Origin of the sequence: Salegentibacter sp. Hel_I_6 (assembly GCF_000745315.1) — a bacterium.
GTDB lineage: Bacteria > Bacteroidota > Bacteroidia > Flavobacteriales > Flavobacteriaceae > Salegentibacter.
Genome location: NZ_JQNQ01000001.1, coordinates 1,133,341 through 1,155,080, shown reverse-complemented (window position 1 = coordinate 1,155,080; position 21,740 = coordinate 1,133,341). Strand labels below are relative to the sequence as shown.

The 21,740-nt window shown below is 38.2% G+C and carries 17 protein-coding genes and 3 tRNA genes; 18 read left to right on the top strand and 2 right to left on the bottom strand.

Annotated features, from left to right (window positions below; translation table 11 throughout):
• Window positions 1–5: 5 nt before the first annotated feature.
• From FG27_RS05190 to FG27_RS05125, 14 genes are all read left to right on the top strand, one after another.
• Window positions 6–78: transfer RNA gene (locus FG27_RS05190), tRNA-Gly, on the top strand.
• A gap of 147 nt (window positions 79–225) precedes the next feature.
• Window positions 226–297 (top strand) — tRNA-Thr (locus FG27_RS05185).
• A gap of 56 nt (window positions 298–353) precedes the next feature.
• On the top strand, window positions 354–1,541 hold the full coding sequence (gene tuf, locus FG27_RS05180) for an elongation factor Tu (protein WP_037316426.1): 1,188 nt from the start codon (window positions 354–356) through the stop codon (window positions 1,539–1,541).
• Between the two features lie 62 nt (window positions 1,542–1,603).
• Window positions 1,604–1,676 (top strand) — tRNA-Trp (locus FG27_RS05175).
• Between the two features lie 80 nt (window positions 1,677–1,756).
• Window positions 1,757–1,954, top strand: coding sequence for a preprotein translocase subunit SecE (secE, locus tag FG27_RS05170; RefSeq protein ID WP_037316423.1), 198 nt, complete (start codon window positions 1,757–1,759; stop codon window positions 1,952–1,954).
• A gap of 10 nt (window positions 1,955–1,964) precedes the next feature.
• Window positions 1,965–2,516, top strand: coding sequence for a transcription termination/antitermination protein NusG (nusG, locus tag FG27_RS05165; protein ID WP_037316420.1), 552 nt, complete (start codon window positions 1,965–1,967; stop codon window positions 2,514–2,516).
• A gap of 76 nt (window positions 2,517–2,592) precedes the next feature.
• Window positions 2,593–3,030, top strand: a complete 438-nt coding sequence (rplK, locus tag FG27_RS05160; protein WP_037316418.1) for a 50S ribosomal protein L11 — start codon at window positions 2,593–2,595, stop codon at window positions 3,028–3,030.
• Between the two features lie 18 nt (window positions 3,031–3,048).
• Window positions 3,049–3,747, top strand: coding sequence for a 50S ribosomal protein L1 (rplA, locus tag FG27_RS05155; protein ID WP_037316416.1), 699 nt, complete (start codon window positions 3,049–3,051; stop codon window positions 3,745–3,747).
• An 11-nt stretch (window positions 3,748–3,758) separates the two neighbouring features.
• Window positions 3,759–4,280, top strand: a complete 522-nt coding sequence (gene rplJ, locus FG27_RS05150; RefSeq protein ID WP_037316414.1) for a 50S ribosomal protein L10 — start codon at window positions 3,759–3,761, stop codon at window positions 4,278–4,280.
• A gap of 55 nt (window positions 4,281–4,335) precedes the next feature.
• Window positions 4,336–4,713: a 50S ribosomal protein L7/L12 gene (rplL, locus tag FG27_RS05145; RefSeq protein WP_037316412.1), complete on the top strand. Its 378-nt coding sequence runs from the start codon at window positions 4,336–4,338 to the stop codon at window positions 4,711–4,713.
• Window positions 4,714–4,842: 129 nt separating this feature from the next.
• Window positions 4,843–8,655, top strand: a complete 3,813-nt coding sequence (rpoB, locus tag FG27_RS05140) for a DNA-directed RNA polymerase subunit beta (RefSeq protein ID WP_037316410.1) — start codon at window positions 4,843–4,845, stop codon at window positions 8,653–8,655.
• 73 nt (window positions 8,656–8,728) lie between these two features.
• Window positions 8,729–13,030 carry a DNA-directed RNA polymerase subunit beta' gene (gene rpoC, locus FG27_RS05135; protein WP_037316408.1) on the top strand — a complete coding sequence of 1,434 codons (4,302 nt, stop codon included), beginning with the start codon at window positions 8,729–8,731 and terminating at the stop codon, window positions 13,028–13,030.
• 156 nt (window positions 13,031–13,186) lie between these two features.
• Window positions 13,187–13,504 (top strand): DUF3467 domain-containing protein, encoded by a 318-nt coding sequence (locus FG27_RS05130; protein WP_037316406.1) that lies wholly within the window; start codon window positions 13,187–13,189, stop codon window positions 13,502–13,504.
• A gap of 207 nt (window positions 13,505–13,711) precedes the next feature.
• Complete coding sequence (locus FG27_RS05125; RefSeq protein WP_037316404.1) at window positions 13,712–15,298, top strand: Ppx/GppA phosphatase family protein; 1,587 nt, start codon at window positions 13,712–13,714, stop codon at window positions 15,296–15,298.
• A 9-nt stretch (window positions 15,299–15,307) separates the two neighbouring features.
• On the opposite strand, the gene FG27_RS05120 is transcribed toward FG27_RS05125, so the two are convergent.
• Together FG27_RS05120 and FG27_RS05115 are read right to left on the bottom strand one after the other, a co-directional pair.
• Window positions 15,308–16,678: a sodium:alanine symporter family protein gene (locus FG27_RS05120; protein WP_037316402.1), complete on the bottom strand. Its 1,371-nt coding sequence runs from the start codon at window positions 16,676–16,678 to the stop codon at window positions 15,308–15,310.
• Between the two features lie 103 nt (window positions 16,679–16,781).
• Window positions 16,782–18,371, bottom strand: coding sequence for a peptide chain release factor 3 (locus FG27_RS05115; RefSeq protein WP_037316400.1), 1,590 nt, complete (start codon window positions 18,369–18,371; stop codon window positions 16,782–16,784).
• A 228-nt stretch (window positions 18,372–18,599) separates the two neighbouring features.
• Between FG27_RS05115 and FG27_RS05110 the strand changes: the two genes are divergently transcribed.
• From FG27_RS05110 to FG27_RS05095, 4 genes are all read left to right on the top strand, one after another.
• Window positions 18,600–20,198 (top strand): OmpA family protein, encoded by a 1,599-nt coding sequence (locus FG27_RS05110; protein WP_037316398.1) that lies wholly within the window; start codon window positions 18,600–18,602, stop codon window positions 20,196–20,198.
• 109 nt (window positions 20,199–20,307) lie between these two features.
• The gene (gene idi / locus FG27_RS05105) at window positions 20,308–20,826 is read left to right on the top strand and encodes an isopentenyl-diphosphate Delta-isomerase (RefSeq protein WP_037316396.1); all 519 of its coding nucleotides are present in this window, start codon (window positions 20,308–20,310) and stop codon (window positions 20,824–20,826) included.
• A complete protein-coding gene (locus FG27_RS05100) occupies window positions 20,823–21,233 on the top strand; it encodes a 6-carboxytetrahydropterin synthase (protein ID WP_037316393.1) in 411 nt (136 codons plus the stop codon). The genes idi and FG27_RS05100 overlap by 4 nt, the downstream gene beginning before the upstream one ends.
• Window positions 21,234–21,692, top strand: a complete 459-nt coding sequence (locus FG27_RS05095) for a peroxiredoxin (RefSeq protein ID WP_037316390.1) — start codon at window positions 21,234–21,236, stop codon at window positions 21,690–21,692.
• The last annotated feature ends 48 nt before the right edge of the window (window positions 21,693–21,740 follow it).

The following is a 21,740-nucleotide window of genomic DNA, read 5'->3' as shown; positions in this document are numbered from 1 at the left end:
GTAATGCGGGAGTAGCTCAGTTGGTAGAGCGTCAGCCTTCCAAGCTGAATGTCGCCGGTTCGAACCCGGTCTCCCGCTCTTAATTAGAAAGCAAGAGAATTTATTTCTTGTTTTCTAAATTTATTTTTCCGGTTTAAGTAAAAATTAAACATCCGTAAACCAATGCTGGTTTATGGTTTTTCTTGTTTTGAACCGGTGAACCTTGAAAGTGGAAACTTTCGGCTTGCCGACGTAGCTCAGGGGTAGAGCGTTTCCTTGGTAAGGAAGAGGTCACGAGTTCAATTCTCGTCGTTGGCTCTAGATTGTATTAAATTGAACACTAATATATAACTAAGATTAAATAAGTATTAATTATGGCAAAGGAAACATACGATCGTTCCAAACCGCACCTTAACATAGGTACAATTGGACACGTAGATCACGGAAAAACGACTTTAACAGCAGCGATTACTAAAGTAATGGCTGATGCTGGATATTCAGAAGCTAGTGCTTTTGATCAAATTGATAATGCTCCTGAAGAAAAAGAAAGAGGTATTACAATTAACTCTTCTCACGTAGAGTATTCTACTGCTAACCGTCATTACGCTCACGTTGACTGTCCTGGTCACGCCGATTACGTAAAGAACATGGTTACAGGTGCTGCTCAAATGGACGGTGCTATTCTTGTGGTTGCTGCTACAGATGGTCCGATGCCTCAGACTCGTGAGCACATCCTTTTAGGGCGTCAGGTTGGAATTCCAAGAATCGTTGTATTCTTGAACAAAGTTGACCTTGTTGATGATGAAGAGCTTTTAGAGCTAGTTGAAATGGAGGTTAGAGATCTTCTTTCTTTCTATGAGTATGATGGAGATAATGGTCCTGTAATTTCAGGTTCTGCTCTTGGTGCACTTGAAGGAGATGAGAAATGGTCTAAAACAGTTCTTGATTTGATGGAAGCTGTTGATAACTGGATCGAATTGCCAGAGCGTGATGTAGATAAGCCTTTCTTGATGCCTATAGAAGATGTATTCTCTATTACAGGTCGTGGTACTGTTGCAACTGGTCGTATTGAGACTGGTGTAGCTAACACTGGAGATTCTGTAGAGATCATTGGTATGGGGGCTGAAAAACTTACTTCTACTATTACTGGGGTTGAAATGTTCCGTAAGATTCTTGATAGAGGTGAAGCTGGAGATAACGTAGGTATTCTACTTAGAGGTATTGAAAAGTCTCAGATTTCAAGAGGTATGGTAATCACTAAGCCTGGATCTGTAACTCCTCACGCTAAGTTTAAAGCAGAGGTTTATATCCTTAAGAAAGAAGAAGGTGGACGTCACACTCCATTCCATAACAACTACCGTCCCCAGTTTTATGTACGTACAACTGATGTAACAGGAACAATTAATCTTCCTGATGGAGTAGAAATGGTAATGCCTGGTGATAACCTTACAATTACTGTTGAACTTATCCAGACAATTGCAATGAATGTTGGTCTACGTTTCGCTATCCGTGAAGGTGGTAGAACAGTAGGTGCTGGACAGGTTACTGAAATTTTAGACTAATTACAGTTTAAATATAAAAAGGTTTCCCGCCAGGGCGGGAAACCTTCCTTTATATTATATTTACGGGTTTAGCTCAGTTGGTAGAGCACTGGTCTCCAAAACCAGGTGTCGGGAGTTCGAGCCTCTCAACCCGTGCAGATAAAGCGAGGCGAGAAGCCAATCCTTAGGATAATTATAGGAAGCCTCTCAATTCGTGCAAATACCTTTAGAATCACATGGCAGGAATCGGCAATTATATATCAGAATCTTATAACGAATTAAGAAACCACGTTACCTGGACAAGTTGGCCAGAAGCACAAAGGCTTACCATACTTGTTGCGGTTTTTTCTATAATTTTCTCTTTAGCAATTTGGGGTGTGGATACCGTATTTAGCTCCGCTATCGAGGAATATTTCAAATGGATTAAATCTTAAAGATATTAAGATGGCAGAAGGAAAGGAAAAAAAGTGGTATGTAGTTCGTGCCGTTAGTGGTCAGGAAAACAAGGTTAAGGATTATATTGAGAAAGAAGTTAACCATCTTGGAATGGAAGATTATCTTGATCAGGTTTTAGTTCCTACCGAAAAAGTGATCCAAATTAGGAACGGCAAGAAGGTAAACAAAGAACGTGTTTACTTTCCTGGTTATGTAATGATTCAGGCTAACCTTGATGGGGAGATGCCGCACGTAATTAAAAATATTAACGGTGTTATTGGTTTTTTGGGCGAAACTAAAGGAGGAGATCCTGTTCCGCTTAGAAAATCTGAAGTGAACAGAATGCTTGGAAAAGTAGATGAGCTTTCAGTGAAAACCGATAATGTTGCGATTCCATTCACTATAGGAGAAACCATAAAAGTTATAGACGGTCCGTTTAACGGCTTTAATGGAACTGTAGAGAAAATAAATGAAGAAAAGCGTAAACTTGAAGTGATGGTTAAGATTTTCGGAAGAAAAACGCCATTAGAATTGAGTTATATGCAAGTAGAAAAAGTATAAAAATTTTAGTTACATATTTTTTGATGGTTTTTTAAAGCTTCCACTCTAATAAACTATCACCTTAAAAATTTATAAAATGGCAAAAGAAGTAAGTAAAGTTGTAAAACTACAAGTTCGTGGAGGTGCTGCTAACCCATCACCACCAGTTGGACCTGCTTTAGGTGCTGCCGGGGTAAATATCATGGAATTCTGTAAGCAATTCAATGGTAGGACTCAGGATAAACAAGGTAAAGTATTGCCGGTTGCGATTACGGTTTATAAAGATAAGTCTTTTGACTTTGTTATTAAAACCCCACCAGCTGCAGTACAATTGTTGGAAGCATCGAAGAATAAAAAAGGTTCAGGAGAACCAAACAGAAAGAAAATAGCAAGTGTTTCTTGGGATCAGGTTAGAACTATTGCAGAAGATAAGATGCAGGATTTAAATGCCTTCACCGTAGAATCTGCAATGAAAATGGTTGCTGGAACAGCTCGTTCAATGGGAATAACTGTAAAAGGTGATGCACCGTTTTAATCCAAAAAGAAATTAAAAATGGCAAAATTAACTAAAAAGCAAAAAGAAGCCCAGTCTAAGATCGAGAGCAATAAAGCATACTCGGTTGCAGAAGCTTCTGCTTTAATTAAAGACGTTGCTAACGAAAACTTTGATGCATCTGTGGATTTAGCGGTTCGTTTGAACGTAGACCCTAGAAAAGCCAACCAAATGGTAAGAGGTGTTGTAACCCTTCCACACGGTACTGGTAAAGATGTAAAAGTACTTGCGTTAGTTACTCCAGATAAGGAAGAAGAGGCTAAAGAAGCCGGAGCCGATTATGTTGGTCTTGATGAATATCTAGACAAGATAAAAGGTGGATGGACAGATGTTGATGTAATTATCACTATGCCTAGCGTAATGGGTAAATTAGGACCTTTGGGACGTGTACTTGGACCAAGAGGACTTATGCCTAACCCAAAAACAGGAACAGTAACAATGGATGTTGCAAAAGCAGTATCTGATGTTAAAGCTGGTAAAATTGACTTTAAAGTTGATAAAACTGGTATTGTTCACGCTGGAATTGGGAAAGCATCTTTTGAAGCTGAAAAGCTTGCAGGAAACGCGAGAGAATTATTAACTACTTTAGTGAAATTGAAACCTCAGGCCTCTAAAGGTGTGTATATTAAAAGTATCTACATGTCTTCTACAATGAGCCCGAGCGTTCAGGTTGATACTAAAAGGTTCACTGAGCAATAATAGTATAGATTATGACAAGAGAAGAAAAATCAATAGTAATTGAAGATTTAACTGCCCAGTTATCAGATAATTCTGTCGTTTATTTAGCAGATATATCTGGCCTTGACGCCGGAACGACTTCAAATTTACGTAGAGCTTGTTTTAAAGCTAACGTAAAACTTGCGGTAGTTAAAAATACTTTGTTGGCTAAAGCTATGGAAGCTTCAGATAAAGAATTTGGAGACCTTCCTTCAGTATTGAAAGGAAATACTTCAATAATGTTTTCTGAAACTGGAAATGCACCAGCAAAAGTAATTAAGGAATTTAGAAAGAAAAATGATAGACCTCTACTTAAAGGAGCTTTTGTTGAAGAAGCTGTTTATGTGGGAGACGATTACCTTGACGCCTTGGTTAACATCAAGTCTAAAGAAGAGGTTATTGGGGATATCGTTGGATTATTACAATCACCTGCTAAGAATGTTATTTCAGCACTTAAGTCTGGTGGAGGTAAAATCGCAGGAATCCTTAAAACCCTTTCTGAAAAGGAAGAATAATAAGTACGCACTTTTTAACAATTATAATCAAAGAACTTTTTAAAAACGATAGAAAATGGCAGATTTAAAAGAATTCGCAGAACAATTAGTTAACTTAACTGTAAAAGAAGTAAATGAGTTAGCTGATATCTTAAAAGATGAATATGGTATAGAGCCTGCAGCTGCTGCAGTAGCTGTTGCTGGTGGCGGTGCTGCTGGTGGTGGTGAAGAAGCTGAAGAGCAAACTGAATTCGACGTAATTCTTACCGCTCCAGGTGGATCTAAGCTTGCAGTAGTTAAATTGGTAAAAGAACTTACCGGTCTTGGTCTTAAAGATGCTAAAGCATTAGTAGATGGCGCACCAGCTCCAGTTAAAGAAGGAGTAGCTAAAGACGAAGCAGAAGCACTTAAAGCACAGCTAGAAGAAGCAGGAGCTGAGGTTGAGCTTAAATAAGCTTGCCAGCAGCAATATTATTTAGGTTTAGACCTCAGGATGCGCTCCTGAAGGTCTAAACCCTTTTGCGTATATAGGGGATTAACCTCTTAAACGCCCGTTTTTTTATAAATTATAATCCGTCCATTGATGTTAGCAAAGCAAACTGAAAGAGTGAGTTTCTCTTCTGTAAAGAACAGACCTGAGTACCCGGACTTCCTGGATATCCAGATCAAGTCTTTTCAGGATTTCTTTCAATTAGAAACCAAATCAGAAGAGCGGGGAAATGAAGGTCTCTATAATACCTTCCTGGAAAACTTCCCTATTACGGACACCCGTAACCAATTTGTACTAGAATTTTTAGATTATTTTGTGGACCCGCCAAGATATTCCATTCAGGAATGTATAGAGCGTGGTTTAACGTATAGTGTGCCGCTAAAGGCAAGATTAAAACTATATTGTACCGACCCTGAACACGAAGATTTTGAAACCATCGTACAGGATGTTTACTTAGGGACTATACCTTACATGACGCCAAGTGGTACTTTTTGTATCAACGGGGCAGAGCGTGTGGTAGTTTCTCAGCTTCACCGTTCACCTGGAGTTTTCTTTGGACAATCGTTTCATGCAAACGGAACAAAACTATATTCTGCCCGTGTAATTCCTTTTAAAGGTTCATGGATAGAATTTGCTACCGATATTAACAGCGTTATGTACGCTTATATCGACAGAAAGAAAAAATTACCTGTTACCACACTTTTCCGCGCCATTGGTTTTGAACGCGATAAAGATATTTTAGAAATTTTTGACCTTGCAGAAGAGGTGAAAGTTTCAAAAACAGGACTTAAAAAAGTATTAGGTCGTAAACTTGCGGCCCGTGTATTGAATACCTGGTATGAAGATTTCGTAGATGAAGATACAGGAGAGGTAGTTTCAATAGAGCGTAATGAGATCGTTTTAGATCGTGATACAGAACTTGATAAAGAGCATATAGAAGAAATTCTTGAAACCGGAAGTAAAACTATTCTTCTTCACAAAGAGGATAATTCTACCGGGGATTATGCTATTATTCATAATACATTACAAAAAGACCCTACCAACTCTGAAAAAGAAGCGGTAGAACATATTTATCGTCAACTACGTAATGCAGAACCGCCAGATGAGGAAACTGCACGTGGAATTATCGATAAATTATTCTTCTCAGATCAGCGTTACAGCTTAGGAGAAGTTGGTCGATATAGAATGAACAAAAAATTAGGTCTTGATGTGGCTATGGATAAGCAAGTGCTTACCAAAGAAGACATTATTACCATAATTAAATATTTAATCGAGCTTATTAACTCTAAAGCTGAGATTGATGATATTGACCACTTGTCTAACCGTCGCGTTAGAACTGTAGGTGAGCAATTGTCTCAGCAATTTGGTGTTGGTCTTGCTCGTATGGCACGTACCATTCGTGAAAGAATGAACGTTCGTGACAACGAGGTATTTACCCCGATAGATTTGATTAACGCGAAGACATTATCTTCTGTGATCAACTCTTTCTTTGGTACCAACCAGTTGTCTCAATTTATGGATCAAACCAACCCGCTTGCAGAAATTACGCACAAGCGTAGACTTTCAGCATTAGGGCCAGGTGGTTTATCTAGAGAAAGAGCAGGTTTTGAGGTACGTGATGTTCACTACACTCACTACGGAAGACTTTGCCCAATTGAAACTCCTGAAGGTCCAAACATTGGACTTATTTCTTCACTTTCAGTTTATGCTAAAGTGAACGGAATGGGCTTCATTGAAACGCCATATCGTAAAGTTGAAAATGGAAAATTAGATTTTTCAGAAGAACCTATTTATTTAAGTGCTGAAGAGGAAGAGGACAAGAAAATTGCCCAGGCTAACATTCCGCTTAAAGAAGATGGAACTATAGATTCTGAAAGAGTAATTGCCCGGATGGAAGGTGACTTCCCGGTAGTAGATCCTAAAGAGGTTCATTATACCGATGTTGCACCAAACCAGATTTCTTCTATTTCGGCTTCGTTAATTCCGTTCCTTGAACATGATGATGCGAACCGTGCGTTAATGGGATCTAACATGATGCGTCAGGCATTACCATTGTTACAAGCCGATTCTCCGATTGTTGGAACTGGATTGGAACGACAGGTAGCTACAGATTCTCGTGTATTGATTAATGCTGAGGGAGAAGGTGAAGTAGAATATGTAGACGCTAAGAAAATAATAATAAAGTACGATAGAACTGAAGAGGAACGTATGGTAAGCTTTGATACCGATTCAAAGTCATACGATCTTATTAAGTTCCGTAAAACCAACCAGGGTTCTTCTATTAACCTTAAGCCAATTGTTAGGGTAGGAGATAGAGTCGCTAAAGGCCAGGTTTTATGTCAGGGATATGCAACTGAAGCTGGGGAACTTGCTTTAGGTAGAAACATGAAGGTTGCCTTTATGCCCTGGAAAGGTTACAACTTTGAGGATGCGATTGTAATTTCTGAAAAGGTGGTTAGAGAAGATATTTTTACTTCTATCCACGTAGATGAATACTCTCTTGAAGTTCGTGATACTAAGTTGGGTAACGAAGAATTAACCAACGATATTCCTAACGTTTCAGAAGAGGCTACTAAAGACCTTGATGAACACGGGATGATTAGAATTGGAGCCGAGGTTAAACCTGGTGATATTCTAATTGGTAAGATTACTCCAAAAGGAGAAAGTGATCCAACACCAGAAGAGAAGTTACTTCGTGCCATTTTTGGAGATAAAGCCGGTGATGTAAAAGATGCATCGCTTAAAGCTTCTCCATCTCTTAATGGAGTGGTGATTGAGAAGAAACTTTTTGCACGTGCTATTAAAGATAAGCGCAAGAGAGCTCAGGATAAGGAAGATGTCGCAGCACTTGAGAAAAAGTACGATGCTAAATTTGCCAATTTAAAAGCTGATCTGGTAGATAAGTTATTTGCTATTATAGGTGGAAAAACTGCTCAGGGAGTTCAAAATGATCTTGGGGAAGAGGTAATGCCAAAAGGGAAGAAGTATACGTTGAAAATGCTTAATGCAGTAGACGATTATACCCACTTAACTCACGGTACCTGGACTACAGATGATCATTTAAATTCTTTAGTAGCAAACCTTATTCACAATTATAAAATTAAGGAAAACGATCTTCAGGGTAACCTTAGAAGAGAGAAGTTTACGATCTCTGTTGGAGATGAGCTTCCTTCTGGAATCCTTAAGCTTGCTAAAGTTTACATCGCTAAGAAACGTAAATTAAAAGTAGGTGATAAAATGGCGGGACGTCACGGTAACAAAGGTATTGTTGCAAGAATAGTTCGCCAGGAAGATATGCCATTCCTTGATGATGGTACACCGGTTGATATCGTGTTGAACCCACTTGGGGTACCTTCACGTATGAACATTGGTCAGATTTATGAAACTGTACTTGGATGGGCAGGACAAAAGCTTGGTAAGAAATATGCAACTCCAATTTTTGACGGGGCTACCATAGATCAGATTAATGAGCTTACAGACGAAGCTGGAATTCCAAGATACGGGCACACCTATCTTTATGATGGTGGAACAGGAGATCGTTTTGACCAACCTGCAACTGTAGGTGTAATCTATATGTTGAAGTTAGGACATATGATTGAAGATAAGATGCACGCCAGATCTATTGGACCATACTCGCTTATTACACAGCAACCACTTGGTGGTAAAGCACAATTTGGTGGACAGCGTTTTGGTGAGATGGAGGTTTGGGCACTTGAGGCTTATGGAGCTTCAGCAACCTTGCGTGAAATCTTAACAGTGAAGTCAGATGATGTGATAGGAAGGGCTAAAACTTACGAGTCTATCGTAAAAGGAGAGCCTATGCCAGAACCCGGCCTGCCGGAATCTTTCAACGTACTTATGCACGAATTGAAAGGTCTTGGTTTGGATATTAAATTAGAAGAATAAAATACTGTTTTAAAGGGGCGTTACGGCGCCCCAAAAACAGATTTTTCACAATAATTATAGCAGCAGAGTTATTATGGCTAGAAATAATGATAAGAATACAGTAAAGAGATTTGATAAAATCTCTATCGGTTTGGCTTCCCCGGAATCTATCCTCGCAGAATCTCGTGGTGAAGTTCTAAAACCGGAAACTATCAATTATCGTACGCACAAACCCGAACGTGACGGTTTGTTTTGTGAGCGTATTTTTGGTCCTGTAAAGGATTACGAATGTGCCTGCGGTAAATATAAAAGAATACGTTACAAAGGAATTGTTTGTGACCGTTGTGGGGTAGAAGTAACCGAAAAACAAGTACGTAGAGACCGTGTTGGGCACATTAATTTGGTAGTTCCTGTAGCACATATCTGGTATTTCCGTTCTTTACCTAATAAAATTGGATACCTGCTTGGTCTTCCATCTAAGAAATTAGATATGATCATTTACTACGAACGTTACGTAGTAATTCAAGCCGGTATTGCTAAAAACGAAGAAGGTGAACCATTAAAGAAAATGGATTTCCTTACTGAAGAAGAATATCTAAACGTTTTAGATAGCCTTCCGCAGGAAAATATGTATTTAGAGGACAGCGACCCAAATAAGTTTATCGCTAAAATGGGAGCAGAGTGTCTTATTGAAATATTAAGAAGAATAGATCTTAACGAACTTTCTTACGAGTTAAGACATAAAGCAAATAACGAGACTTCAAAACAACGTAAAACTGAAGCGCTTAAGCGTCTTCAGGTTGTAGAAGCTTTCCGGGATGCCAATAACAATCGCGAAAATCTTCCGGAATGGATGATTATGAAAGTGGTTCCTGTAATTCCACCAGAATTACGACCTCTTGTACCTCTTGATGGTGGACGTTTCGCGACTTCAGATTTAAATGATCTTTATAGAAGGGTGATTATTCGTAACAACCGTCTAAAAAGATTAATGGAGATCAAAGCTCCTGAAGTGATTTTACGTAACGAAAAACGTATGCTTCAGGAATCAGTAGATTCATTGTTTGACAACACAAGAAAATCTTCAGCGGTAAAAACAGACTCTAACCGTCCGTTAAAATCGCTTTCAGATTCCCTTAAAGGTAAGCAGGGACGTTTCCGTCAAAACTTACTTGGTAAACGTGTAGATTATTCAGCACGTTCGGTAATTGTTGTAGGACCTGAGTTGAAGATGCACGAATGTGGTCTTCCAAAGAACATGGCGGCTGAACTTTACAAGCCTTTCGTAATTAGAAAACTAATTGAAAGAGGAATTGTAAAAACAGTAAAATCTGCCAAGAAAATAATAGATAAGAAAGAGCCGGTAGTTTGGGATATCCTTGAGAACGTTCTTAAAGGACACCCTGTATTACTTAACCGTGCTCCTACGCTTCACCGTTTAGGTATCCAGGCATTTCAGCCAAAACTTATTGAAGGTAAAGCGATACAATTACACCCATTAGCCTGTACGGCATTCAACGCCGACTTTGATGGTGACCAGATGGCGGTTCACTTACCGCTTGGGCCAGAGGCTATTTTAGAAGCGCAGTTATTAATGCTTGCTTCTCATAATATCCTCAACCCTGCAAATGGTTCGCCTATTACAGTACCGTCTCAGGATATGATTCTTGGTCTTTATTATATGACCAAGTCTAGAAAATCTTCAGACGAACTTAAGGTTAAGGGAGAAGGACTTACTTTCTATTCTGATGAAGAAGTGGTAATCGCTTACAACCAGAAGAGAGTAGATCTTAATGCTGAAATTAAAATTCGCGCTAAAGATTTTAATGAAGTAGGTGAGTTAACTTACCAGATTATAGAAACTACAGTTGGTAGAGTATTGTTTAATCAGGCTGTACCAGAAAAAGTAGGTTATGTAAATACAGTTTTAACCAAGAAAAACCTTAGGGATATTATTGGTGATGTATTAGCTAAAACCAGCGTTCCTGAAACCGGAGAATTCCTTGATGCAATTAAGGAGATGGGATATGGATATGCTTTCCGTGGTGGACTTTCCTTCAGTTTAGGTGATATTATTATCCCTGAAGAGAAACAGACTATGATTGATGAGGCAAATCAGCAGGTTGAAGGTATTGTAGGAAACTATAATATGGGTCTTATTACTAACAACGAACGTTATAACCAGGTAATTGATATCTGGACTTCTACCAATGCCGGTCTAACCGAATTGGCGATGAAACGTATTCGTGAAGATAAGCAAGGTTTCAACTCTGTGTTTATGATGCTTGACTCAGGTGCTCGTGGATCTAAAGAACAGATTCGCCAGCTAACCGGTATGCGTGGTCTTATGGCTAAGCCTAAGAAATCTAACTCTGGTGGAGGTGAAATTATTGAAAACCCAATTCTTTCTAACTTTAAAGAAGGACTTTCAATTCTTGAATACTTTATCTCTACTCACGGTGCACGTAAAGGTCTTGCCGATACCGCACTTAAAACTGCCGATGCTGGTTACTTAACTCGTAGATTGGTAGATGTTTCGCAAGATGTTATTGTTAATGAAGAAGACTGCGGAACTTTAAGAGGAGTAGAAGTTAGACCACTTAAAAAGAACGAAGAAATTGTTGAATCTCTTGGAGAGCGTATTTTAGGACGTATTTCACTTCACGATGTTGTGAATCCTTCTACTAGCGAACTTTTAGTTAGCGCGGGAGATGAGATTACTTCAGAAATTGTTACTAAGATTGAAAATGCTCCAATAGAAAGTGTAGAAGTAAGATCCCCACTAACTTGTGAAGCTAAAAAAGGAATCTGTGTGAAATGTTACGGAAGAAACCTTTCTACTAATAAACTGGTACAAAGAGGTGAAGCCGTAGGAGTTGTTGCTGCCCAATCTATTGGAGAGCCGGGAACACAGTTAACACTTCGTACATTCCACGTGGGTGGTATTGCAGGTAACATTTCAGAAGATAACAAACTAGAGGTTAAATTTGACGGTATTGCCGAAATTGAAGACCTTAAAGTTGTAAAAGGAGAAGCTCCTGATGGTAGCCAGGCCGAAATTGTAATTTCACGAACTGCCGAGCTTAAAGTTAAAGATAAGAAGACCGGCGTGGTATTGAGTACCAATAACATTCCTTACGGTTCTCAAATCTTTATCGATAACGGTGCTGAAGTTTCCAAAGGTGATGTAGTTTGCCAGTGGGATCCATATAACGGTGTAATTATTTCAGAATTTGCCGGTAAGATTAAATATGAAAATGTTGAACAGGGCGTAACTTACCAGGTAGAGATAGATGAGCAAACAGGATTCCAGGAGAAAGTAATTTCTGAATCCCGTAACAAAAAGCTTATCCCAACCCTTCATATTTTAGGTAAAAAAGACGAAGTAATTCGTTCTTATAACCTTCCGGTAGGGGCTCACCTTATGGTAGACAACGAAGAGAAAATTGGAGTTGGTAAGATTTTGGTTAAGATTCCTCGTAAATCATCTAAAGCAGGTGATATTACCGGTGGTCTTCCAAGGGTAACAGAACTTTTTGAAGCACGTAACCCATCTAACCCAGCCGTTGTTAGTGAGATTGACGGTGTTGTTTCCTTCGGAAAAATCAAAAGAGGTAACCGCGAGATTATCGTTGAATCTAAATTAGGAGAGGTTAAGAAATACTTAGTGAAGTTATCTAACCAGATCCTTGTTCAGGAAAACGATTATGTTCGTGCAGGTATGCCACTTTCTGATGGTTCTGTAACTCCAGAAGATATTCTTAATATCAAAGGGCCAAACGCAGTACAACAGTATCTTGTTAACGAAGTTCAGGAAGTTTACCGACTTCAAGGTGTGAAGATTAATGATAAGCACTTTGAGGTTGTTGTAAGACAAATGATGCGTAAGGTTAGAATTCAGGATCCGGGAGATACTATTTTCCTTGAAAACCAACTTGTTCATAAATCAGATTTCATCGAGGAGAATGATAAAGTCTTCGGCATGAAAGTAGTTGAAGACGCTGGAGATTCAGAAAATCTGAAACCAGGACAAATCGTTTCACCAAGAGAGCTTAGAGATGAGAACTCGTTGTTAAGACGTGAAGATAAAAACCTTGCAACTGCAAGAGACGTAACCGCTGCAACCGCTACACCGGTTCTTCAGGGTATTACTCGAGCATCGCTACAAACAAAATCGTTTATTTCTGCGGCTTCCTTCCAGGAAACTACAAAAGTATTGAACGAGGCTGCCGTAAGCGGTAAGATCGATAAGCTTGAAGGATTGAAAGAAAATGTAATTGTAGGACATAGAATTCCTGCAGGTACGGGTATGCGTGAGTACGATAGCATTATCGTTGGTTCTAAAGAAGAATTTGACGAAAGAATGGAGCACAAGCAAGAAGTTAATTATAACTAGTGTCAATAAAAAGAGCCGCATTTGCGGCTCTTTTCTTTTTATAAAAAAGGGAATCCCGATCTTAAGTCGGGATTTTTTGTATTTTTATATTTAGCACTAAATAAGACAATCCGTTAAGTACTTCGGAATCTTTTAAATAAAATTGAATTTAATATTATGAGTGAAGAAAAAAAGAAACCTAAAAAAGGTCAGATAAACATAGAACTTGATGAAGCTATAGCTGAAGGGACTTATTCCAATTTGGCTATTATTAATCATTCGGTTTCAGAATTTGTGGTAGACTTCGTGAATATTATGCCTGGAAGACCTAAGAGTAAGGTGAAATCCAGAATAATCTTAACACCACAACACGCGAAACGCCTGTTAAAGGCTTTAAATGATAATATTCATCGTTTTGAAAAAGCCCATGGGGAAATTAGAGATTACGAGAAGGCACCAGTACCATTAAATTTTGGGCCTACGGGGCAGGCTTAATACTTATAGAATTCCGGGCATTATCCCGTTTAAAACTTTTAAGAAAACCTCATAGATCTTTAAATACTATGAGGTTTTTTAATTTTCTCCTCAGTATTAAAAAAATCTTCAGTCATCATAAAGGTTTAAATAAATGTAATTCGGTAAATTACATAACATCCCACTAAACCAGTCTAAATAAGTTTTCAGCATTTTAAAATTAAAATTATGACCGATAACACTACCCAATCTTTACCGACCAAACGAATAGCCGCAATAGATCTTGGTACTAATTCTTTCCACGCGGTACTTGTAGATATCTATCCAGACGGGAGCTTTAGAACGGTAAATAAGCTTAAAGAAATGGTGGTTCTAGCAGAAAAAGGACTTGAAAATAAACTTAGTCGTGATGCTATGGATCGCGGCCTGGAAGCACTTAAACGAATTAAATTTTTATGTGATAGCCATGATGTAGAAAATATTCTGGCCTACGCAACCAGCGCTATTAGAGAAGCCAAAAATGGAGGCGATTTTATTGAAGAAGTAGGGCACCTGGTTGGGGTTAAAGTGCGCGCAATTTCCGGAAAAATGGAAGCCGAGATGATTGGTTTAGCCATTAGACATAGTATTGTTTTAGGTGATGAAAAAGTGCTGATGGTGGATATTGGAGGTGGAAGCGTAGAATTTATAATTGGTAATAACGAAGAATTTATTTATTACAATAGTTTGAAATTGGGAGTTGCCAGGATGGCTGCTAAATTCGTGGATTCCGATCCTATTAAAAAGAAAGATATCACAAAGCTTCAAAAGCATTTTAAAAATGAGTTAGAAGCAGTTGCAAAACTCGCAAAAGAGCATAATGTAAAAACCATAATTGGTTCTTCTGGTACTATGGAAAATATAGGCGCAATGGTGGCTAATAGGAATTCCCTTACTGCCAAAATGAGCCTAAATGAGCTGGAATTTAGTGCCGGTGATTTTAATGAATTATATGAGGATTTTATCAAATTTGATAAAAAGAAGCGCTTAAAGGAAAAGGATTTAGAAGAAAAGAGAGTAGATATTATAAATCCCGGGATGGTACTTTTGAAATTCCTGGTTGATGAATTTAAGATTGAAAACATAAAAATTTCGGAAGCGGCTCTTAGAGAAGGTATGATCATTAATTTTATCAATAATAAAAAAGAGCAGCTTAACCTTGATTTATTAGCGAATTTTGAAGATCCGCGTAGAAGAAGTATTTATGAATTACTGCGAAAATGTAACTGGGCTGAAGCGCACTCTAAACAAGTAGCTAAGTTTGCTTTGCAATTTTTCGATGCATTTAAGGAAGAATTGGAGTTAGAGGAATCGCATAAAGAATTATTAGAATACGCCAGCTTAATGCATGATATTGGGTATTATATTTCCTACCGAAAGCACCATAAACACGCGCTTTATCTGATAAGGAATTCAGATTTGCTTGGTTTTAAGGAAGATGAAATTAATGTAATGGCCAATGTAGCCAGATATCATAGAAAATCTACCCCACACAAGCGTCATACTCGCTATAAACAATTAAATAAAAAAAACCGAAAAAGGGTTAAAAAGCTTTCTGCGCTTTTAAGGGTTGCCGATGGTTTGGATCGCAGCCATTATCAAAATGTGCAAAAACTGGAAATTAAAAATGAAAAAGAAGTACTTAATCTTTTTATCACAACGCAAGCTGATCCTGAGCTAGAAATATGGGGAACTTTGAGAAAAGGCGAGTTGTTGGAAAAATTAACCGGAAAGAAACTTAAGGTTTTTCAAATCCTGGAAAAAGATGACGTTTAGTTCAAAGTATTAATTAAGGTATTTCTTGAAATAAATCCTTGCAGCCTTCATAACCCGGGGAGCAAGTATTAAGGTTGAGATCATTGTAGGGATAGCCATTAAAGCAAAGAATCCATCAATTAGGTTAATCATCATATTCAGGGAAGTAGTTGCACCCAACAGAATACTAATGATATAAAAATAGTTGTAATAATGTTTGTTTTCGGCTCCCGCCAAATAAGAAAGACATTTTGTTCCGTAGTAAGAAAATGAAAAAAGCGAGGAAATACTAAATGCGGCAATACACAAGAGCAATAAATAGTCTCCAACTACAGGAATAGAAGCTTCAAAAGCAGCAGCGGTAAGACTAACTCCGTTTACATCTGTGGTTTGCCAAATTCCGGTTACTAAAATTGCAAGAGCGGTTAAGGTACAAACCACCAATGTGTCTATCGCAGGACCTAACATAGCTACTAAACCTTCTCTAATTGGCTCAGAGGTTCTACTGGCTCCGTGAGCCATTGTAGCGGTTCCTATACCTGCTTCATTAGAAAAAGCACCTCTTCGTACCCCGAGGATAATTAAGCCACCTAAAACTCCGCCTAGCATAGGCTCGCCTTTATAATTTTCAGCAGCAAAGGCATCGGTAAAGATCATGGAGAAGTATTGCGGAACAACATCAAAATTAACAGCCAGAATAATGAGAACCGAAATAAAATAAAGGGCTACCATAGCCGGCACCAGTCGCGAAACAGTTTTACTTATTCGCTGCAAACCGCCCAAAATTACTACTGAAGTTAAGACCACTAAAATAATACCTATGATTAGATTAGTACCAAATCCTGTAGGTATATTATTAGGTTCTAATAAAATAAAATTTATAGCCTGTGTAAGTTGGTTAACATTAAAAACCGGGAGAGCGCCAATTAGGCCAGCAACACTAAAAAATATAGCAAGAAATTTCCACTTTTTTCCCAGGCCTTCTTCAATAAAATACATGACACCACCCTGGATATTTCCCTGGGTATCTTTCCCTCTATACATTACTGAAAGACTATTGGTAAAAAATTTTGTGGCCATCCCAACAACGGCACTTACCCAAAGCCAAAAGATCGCACCGGGACCACCCAAAGCGATTGCTACAGCAACACCTGCAATATTTCCCATTCCCACGGTAGAAGATAATGCGGTAGAAAGCGATTGAAAGTGACTAATTTCCCCAGGGTCGTTAGGGTTATCATATTTTCCGCGTAAAAGATCCAGGGAATGCCCCAGGTAGCGAAACGGAAGGAAGTTAGATAGAATGAGGAGGTAAAATCCGCCGCCAATTAATAAAATTACTAATGGAAGTCCCCAAACGGCTGATGCAAATTGGGAAATGAGTTCATCTAATGCATTCATAAAACCTTAATTACGCTGAAAATATATGAAATTAAGTCCTATTTAACACAGCGCGCTAATAGGTTTCTTTATTGCAATAGCTTAATACTTAGCAATCAATAATTTAAAATTCTGAAGTGAAATGAAATTTAATAGTACGATATTTATCCTGGGTCATTTGCAGCGAGAATTGAGAATCTGCCAAAAACACCAATTGTCCTTTTTTATCCGTCGCGAGAAACTTCGCTTTTAATCGCTTAAAATCTTTGAATTCCTCACTTTTTTCATCTTCAGCCTCTACCCAGGTTGCCTTGTAAACGTTTAGGTTTTCGTAGGTACATTTAGCACCGTATTCGTGTTCCAACCTGTATTGAATAACCTCAAACTGCAAGGCACCCACGGTTCCTATGATTTTTCTTCCGTTTAGCTCTAATGTGAAAAGCTGTGCCACACCTTCATCCATCAACTGGTCAACTCCTTTGGCTAGTTGTTTAGATTTCATTGGGTCGGCATTGTTGATATATCTAAAATGCTCCGGAGAGAAGCTTGGAATTCCGCGGTAATTTAAATTTTCACCTTCGGTAAGTGTATCTCCAATTTTGAAATTCCCGGTATCGTGTAAGCCTACAATATCACCGGGATAAGAAACATCTACTATTTCTTTCTTTTCAGCAAAGAATGCATTTGGGCTGGAGAATTTCAGATTTTTATTATGCCTTACGTGCAAATAAGCTTTATTTCGCTCAAACTTTCCTGAAACAATTTTTATAAAAGCAAGCCTGTCACGATGCTTAGGATCCATATTCGCGTGGATCTTAAACACAAAGCCGGTAAATTTATCTTCATCTGGTTTAACCAGGCGTTCTTCACTTTCTTTTGGTCTTGGGGTGGGTGCAATATTTATAAAGCAATCTAAAAGTTCTCGAACTCCAAAATTATTTAAGGCAGAACCAAAAAATACAGGTTGTAAGCGACCTGCCAAATAGGCCTCTTTATCAAATTCAGGATAAACACCCTGGGCCAATTCTAATTCTTCCCTTAAATTATTTGCTGCAGTCTTGCCAATTAACTCATCTAATTCATTAGAAGTTAGATCAGAAATTTCAATAGTATCTTCAATATCTCTTTTTGGGTCCCCGGTAAACAGGTTTACGTTCTTTTCCCAAATATTGTAAATTCCCTTAAAGTCGTACCCCATTCCAATTGGGAAACTTAAAGGGGTTACGGTAAGATTTAATTTTTGTTCAATTTCGTCAAGCAGTTCAAAAGCGTCTTTACCTTCCCTGTCCATTTTATTGATAAAAACGATCATCGGGATGTTTCTCATTCTACAAACTTCAACGAGTTTTTCGGTTTGTTCTTCTACACCCTTGGCAACATCTATCACTACAATAACGCTATCTACCGCAGTAAGAGTTCTAAAAGTGTCTTCAGCAAAATCCTTGTGACCCGGTGTATCCAGGATATTAATTTTTATGTCTTTATATTCAAAAGCTAAAACCGAAGTAGCTACCGAAATCCCTCTTTGGCGTTCAATTTCCATAAAGTCACTGGTCGCACCTTTTTTGATCTTGTTAGATTTTACCGCCCCGGCTTCCTGAATAGCACCACCAAAAAGCAGCAGTTTCTCGGTAAGCGTGGTTTTACCCGCATCGGGGTGGGAAATAATTCCAAAGGTTCTTCTTCGTTTTAGTTCTTTCTGAAAACTCTTCATCTATAAAATATTAACGGGTCCTGACTTGCTCAAATAGAAATAGCAATTCTTCTCTGGAAAAAGTTGATTTTAGCTTTTAAACCAGATAATTTAGAGCTGCAAAAGTACTATTATTTTAAGGAAAATTCGGGATAATTTAGAACCCCATTTTTTCTATCTGACACTAAGATTTTAGCTAAAATTTGTTAAAAAAATCCGGCGTAGAAAACATTCAGTAATTTTACATTTATGGGGCTTTCTTTTAAAATATTAATGGCTTTTGTATTGCTGATTAATTCCGTGCTTCCTTTGTTTGGGCAACAACGAAAACAGCTTATCGCTCCAGGCGCTTACGTGATTAATATGGGCGTAAATCCGCAAACTACAGAAAATTCTTTGCAGGCTTATGGGTTGATTTATGAATTGTTGAAGTATGAGAAAATTGAAATTAAATGGATCATCAACCCCAATAAAGAGAAAGATGCTGCCGATTTCACCTACCTGGATACCGTATTTAAAGGAGGTGCTTTTATTATTCCTGTTTCCTATTTAAACGATGAAGTTAAAAACCTTATTAGCAAGTGGGAAGAAAAGGGAATAGTTGGGCTTTATACAGAGGAAGTTGTTAGTGTACCGGTTTTTACTACTCTATCGGTAGCGCCCCGGTGGACCTTAGATAGGGAAAATGGGTATATCGCTTTGCCTTTTTTTAAAGCTGCTGCAATACCTGATCATGCTCATGGCGGAAGCAAAGGAGAAAACTGGAAATCGCCTGAAGATCTGGGGGTATGTGATGATATCTTTGTAATGCCACATGCAGATCCTGCTTTTAGTACCCATAAAAACCTCTATCATTGGAATAAAAAGTTTAAAGGAGCGATTTGGGCCGGTTGCCACGCGGTAAGTAAATTAGAAAATCTCACTGGAAATATAGCAATTGAAGAAAAAGACACCACTGAATTTATTCAGCTTAATTTTCTGAGTTCGGGATTTCCGGGTGCGCAGAGTGCTGGCTTGATTCCTTATAAAGATCATCGTCACGGTACCCCGCCTTATGAAAACCTATTACCGGCAGATCCAGTTGCACAATATTTAGGTAATCCAGATGAAGCTCATTTGAACGGGTCTGAGAGGATTTTCCTTCCGAAGAAAATAAACAGGTGGCGTAAAGAGACAAAAAAGATAGTGGTAGACTACAACGCTCCCGATATTCCTGAAATCTCCGAAGATACTGCAGTAATTACTGCTTATGGTCACGCTTATGGTAATCCTGATAATGGCCTGGTTATGTACCAGTCGGGACACGATATTTATGGTAAAGATCCCGCAAATATTGCAGCTATGCGAGCTTTCTTTAACTGGAGTTTTTATGCTGCGGAAATCAAACGAAGAAAAAATGCACTGGAATTTGGAAATAAAGAAGGCCTGCCGGTAGTTGGTGCAAAAGTTGGCGATGATCTTACCGGGGTATTAAGTTTAAACCCCATTCACTTTGATCTTGATAAAGCCGAAATTAGAATTGGCGATAAGCCGGCCTTAGATAGTATTGTAGCTTTTATGATAGAACAGCCTGCACTTTTACTTGATATTAGATCACATACCGATAGCAGGGCGAACGATGCCTATAATATGGAACTTTCTGAAAGAAGGGTGGCGGCAACAATTCAGTATTTGATAAATAAAGGGATTGAGAGCACACGAATTACAGGAAGAGGTTATGGCGAAACAGAGCTGCTAAATAATTGTGGAAATAATAGAATATGTACTGAAGCCGATCACGAAAGAAATAGACGTTCAGAATTTATTCTTGCCATTGATTGTGATTTATATTCAACAAAAGAGTTTTAAAAATGAACCAATCCTTACAGCGTTTTAGAGGAAAAGTGGCTTAATTTTAGGAAATGTGGACTTGTAAAACCCCCTGGTGATTTTGTACATTTGGAGTTCAATAAAAATAATGGGAAAAGAAAAAGTAATATTAGTTAACGAAAAGGACGAGCAAATTGGCCTTATGGAGAAGATAGAAGCTCACGAAAAAGCTTTGCTGCATAGGGCATTTTCAGTTTTTGTGTTCAATGATAAAGATGAGTTGATGATTCAACAACGTGCGCATTCTAAATATCACTCTCCCGGTTTATGGACCAACACTTGTTGCAGTCACCAGAGAGAAGGGGAAAGTAATATTGCCGCGGGAAAGAGAAGACTCCAGGAAGAAATGGGTTTTAGCACTGAGCTAAAGGAAATTATGTCTTTTATTTACAAAGCGCCTTTTGATAACGGACTAACCGAGCACGAATTTGACTATATTATGATTGGAAATTATGAAGCCGATCCTAAACCTAATCCAGATGAAGTTGCCAGTTGGAAATGGATGAGTCTTGGAGCCATAAAATCTGATATGGAAGTGAATCCAGGGGGTTATACAGAGTGGTTCAAAATTATTTTTGATAAATATTATTCAAGTATTCAAAAATGAGATTAAGTGTACATAGAAAAGCTCATTTTAATGCGGCGCATCGCTTGTTTCGCAAAGACTGGAGTGATGAGAAAAACCTCACGGTTTTTGGAAAATGCAGCAATCCTCACTATCACGGTCATAATTACGAACTAATCGTAACAGTAACCGGTGAGATAGACCAGGAAACTGGTTTTGTAATGGATCTAAAGCAACTTAAAGATCTAATTTATAAAGAGGTAGAAGTGCCCTTTGACCATAAGAATTTAAATGAAGAGGTAGCTCCTTTTGATGAACTTAATCCTACGGCAGAAAATATTGCTGTAGTGATTTGGAATAGAATAAGGGAGCAATTAAAACCCGATTTAGATTTGGAGATTACTCTATATGAAACTCCACGGAATTACGTAACCTATAAAGGAGAATAGATGGCACTTAAAATTGGCGATAAATTACCGAGATTAACTCTAAAAGATCAGGAAGGGGAAAATTATCATTTTTCCCGTGTGGAAGATAAAGCCCTGGTAATATTTTTCTATCCAAAAGATTTTACACCGGGTTGTACAAAAGAAGCTTGCAGTTTTAGAGACCATTACGAAGAATTTCAGGATTTAGGTGCTGAGGTGATTGGCATAAGTACAGATAATGAAAATTCGCATAAAAAATTTGCTACAAAGCACAAACTGCCCTTTATTTTACTTTCAGATAAGGAAAAACGTGCACGCCAGGCTTTTGGAGTAAAAGCAGGTTTGCTTGGTTTACTGCCAGGAAGGGAAACTTTTGTGTTTGATAAGAATAAAAGATTAATTCATAAATTCAATAATATGGGAGCTTCACAGCATATTCCTGAAGCACTTAATTCCCTAAAGAAAATTCAGGAAAAATAATTCTTTATATCTTGCTTTTTGTATTAGAAAATAGTTTAAATTCGCAGC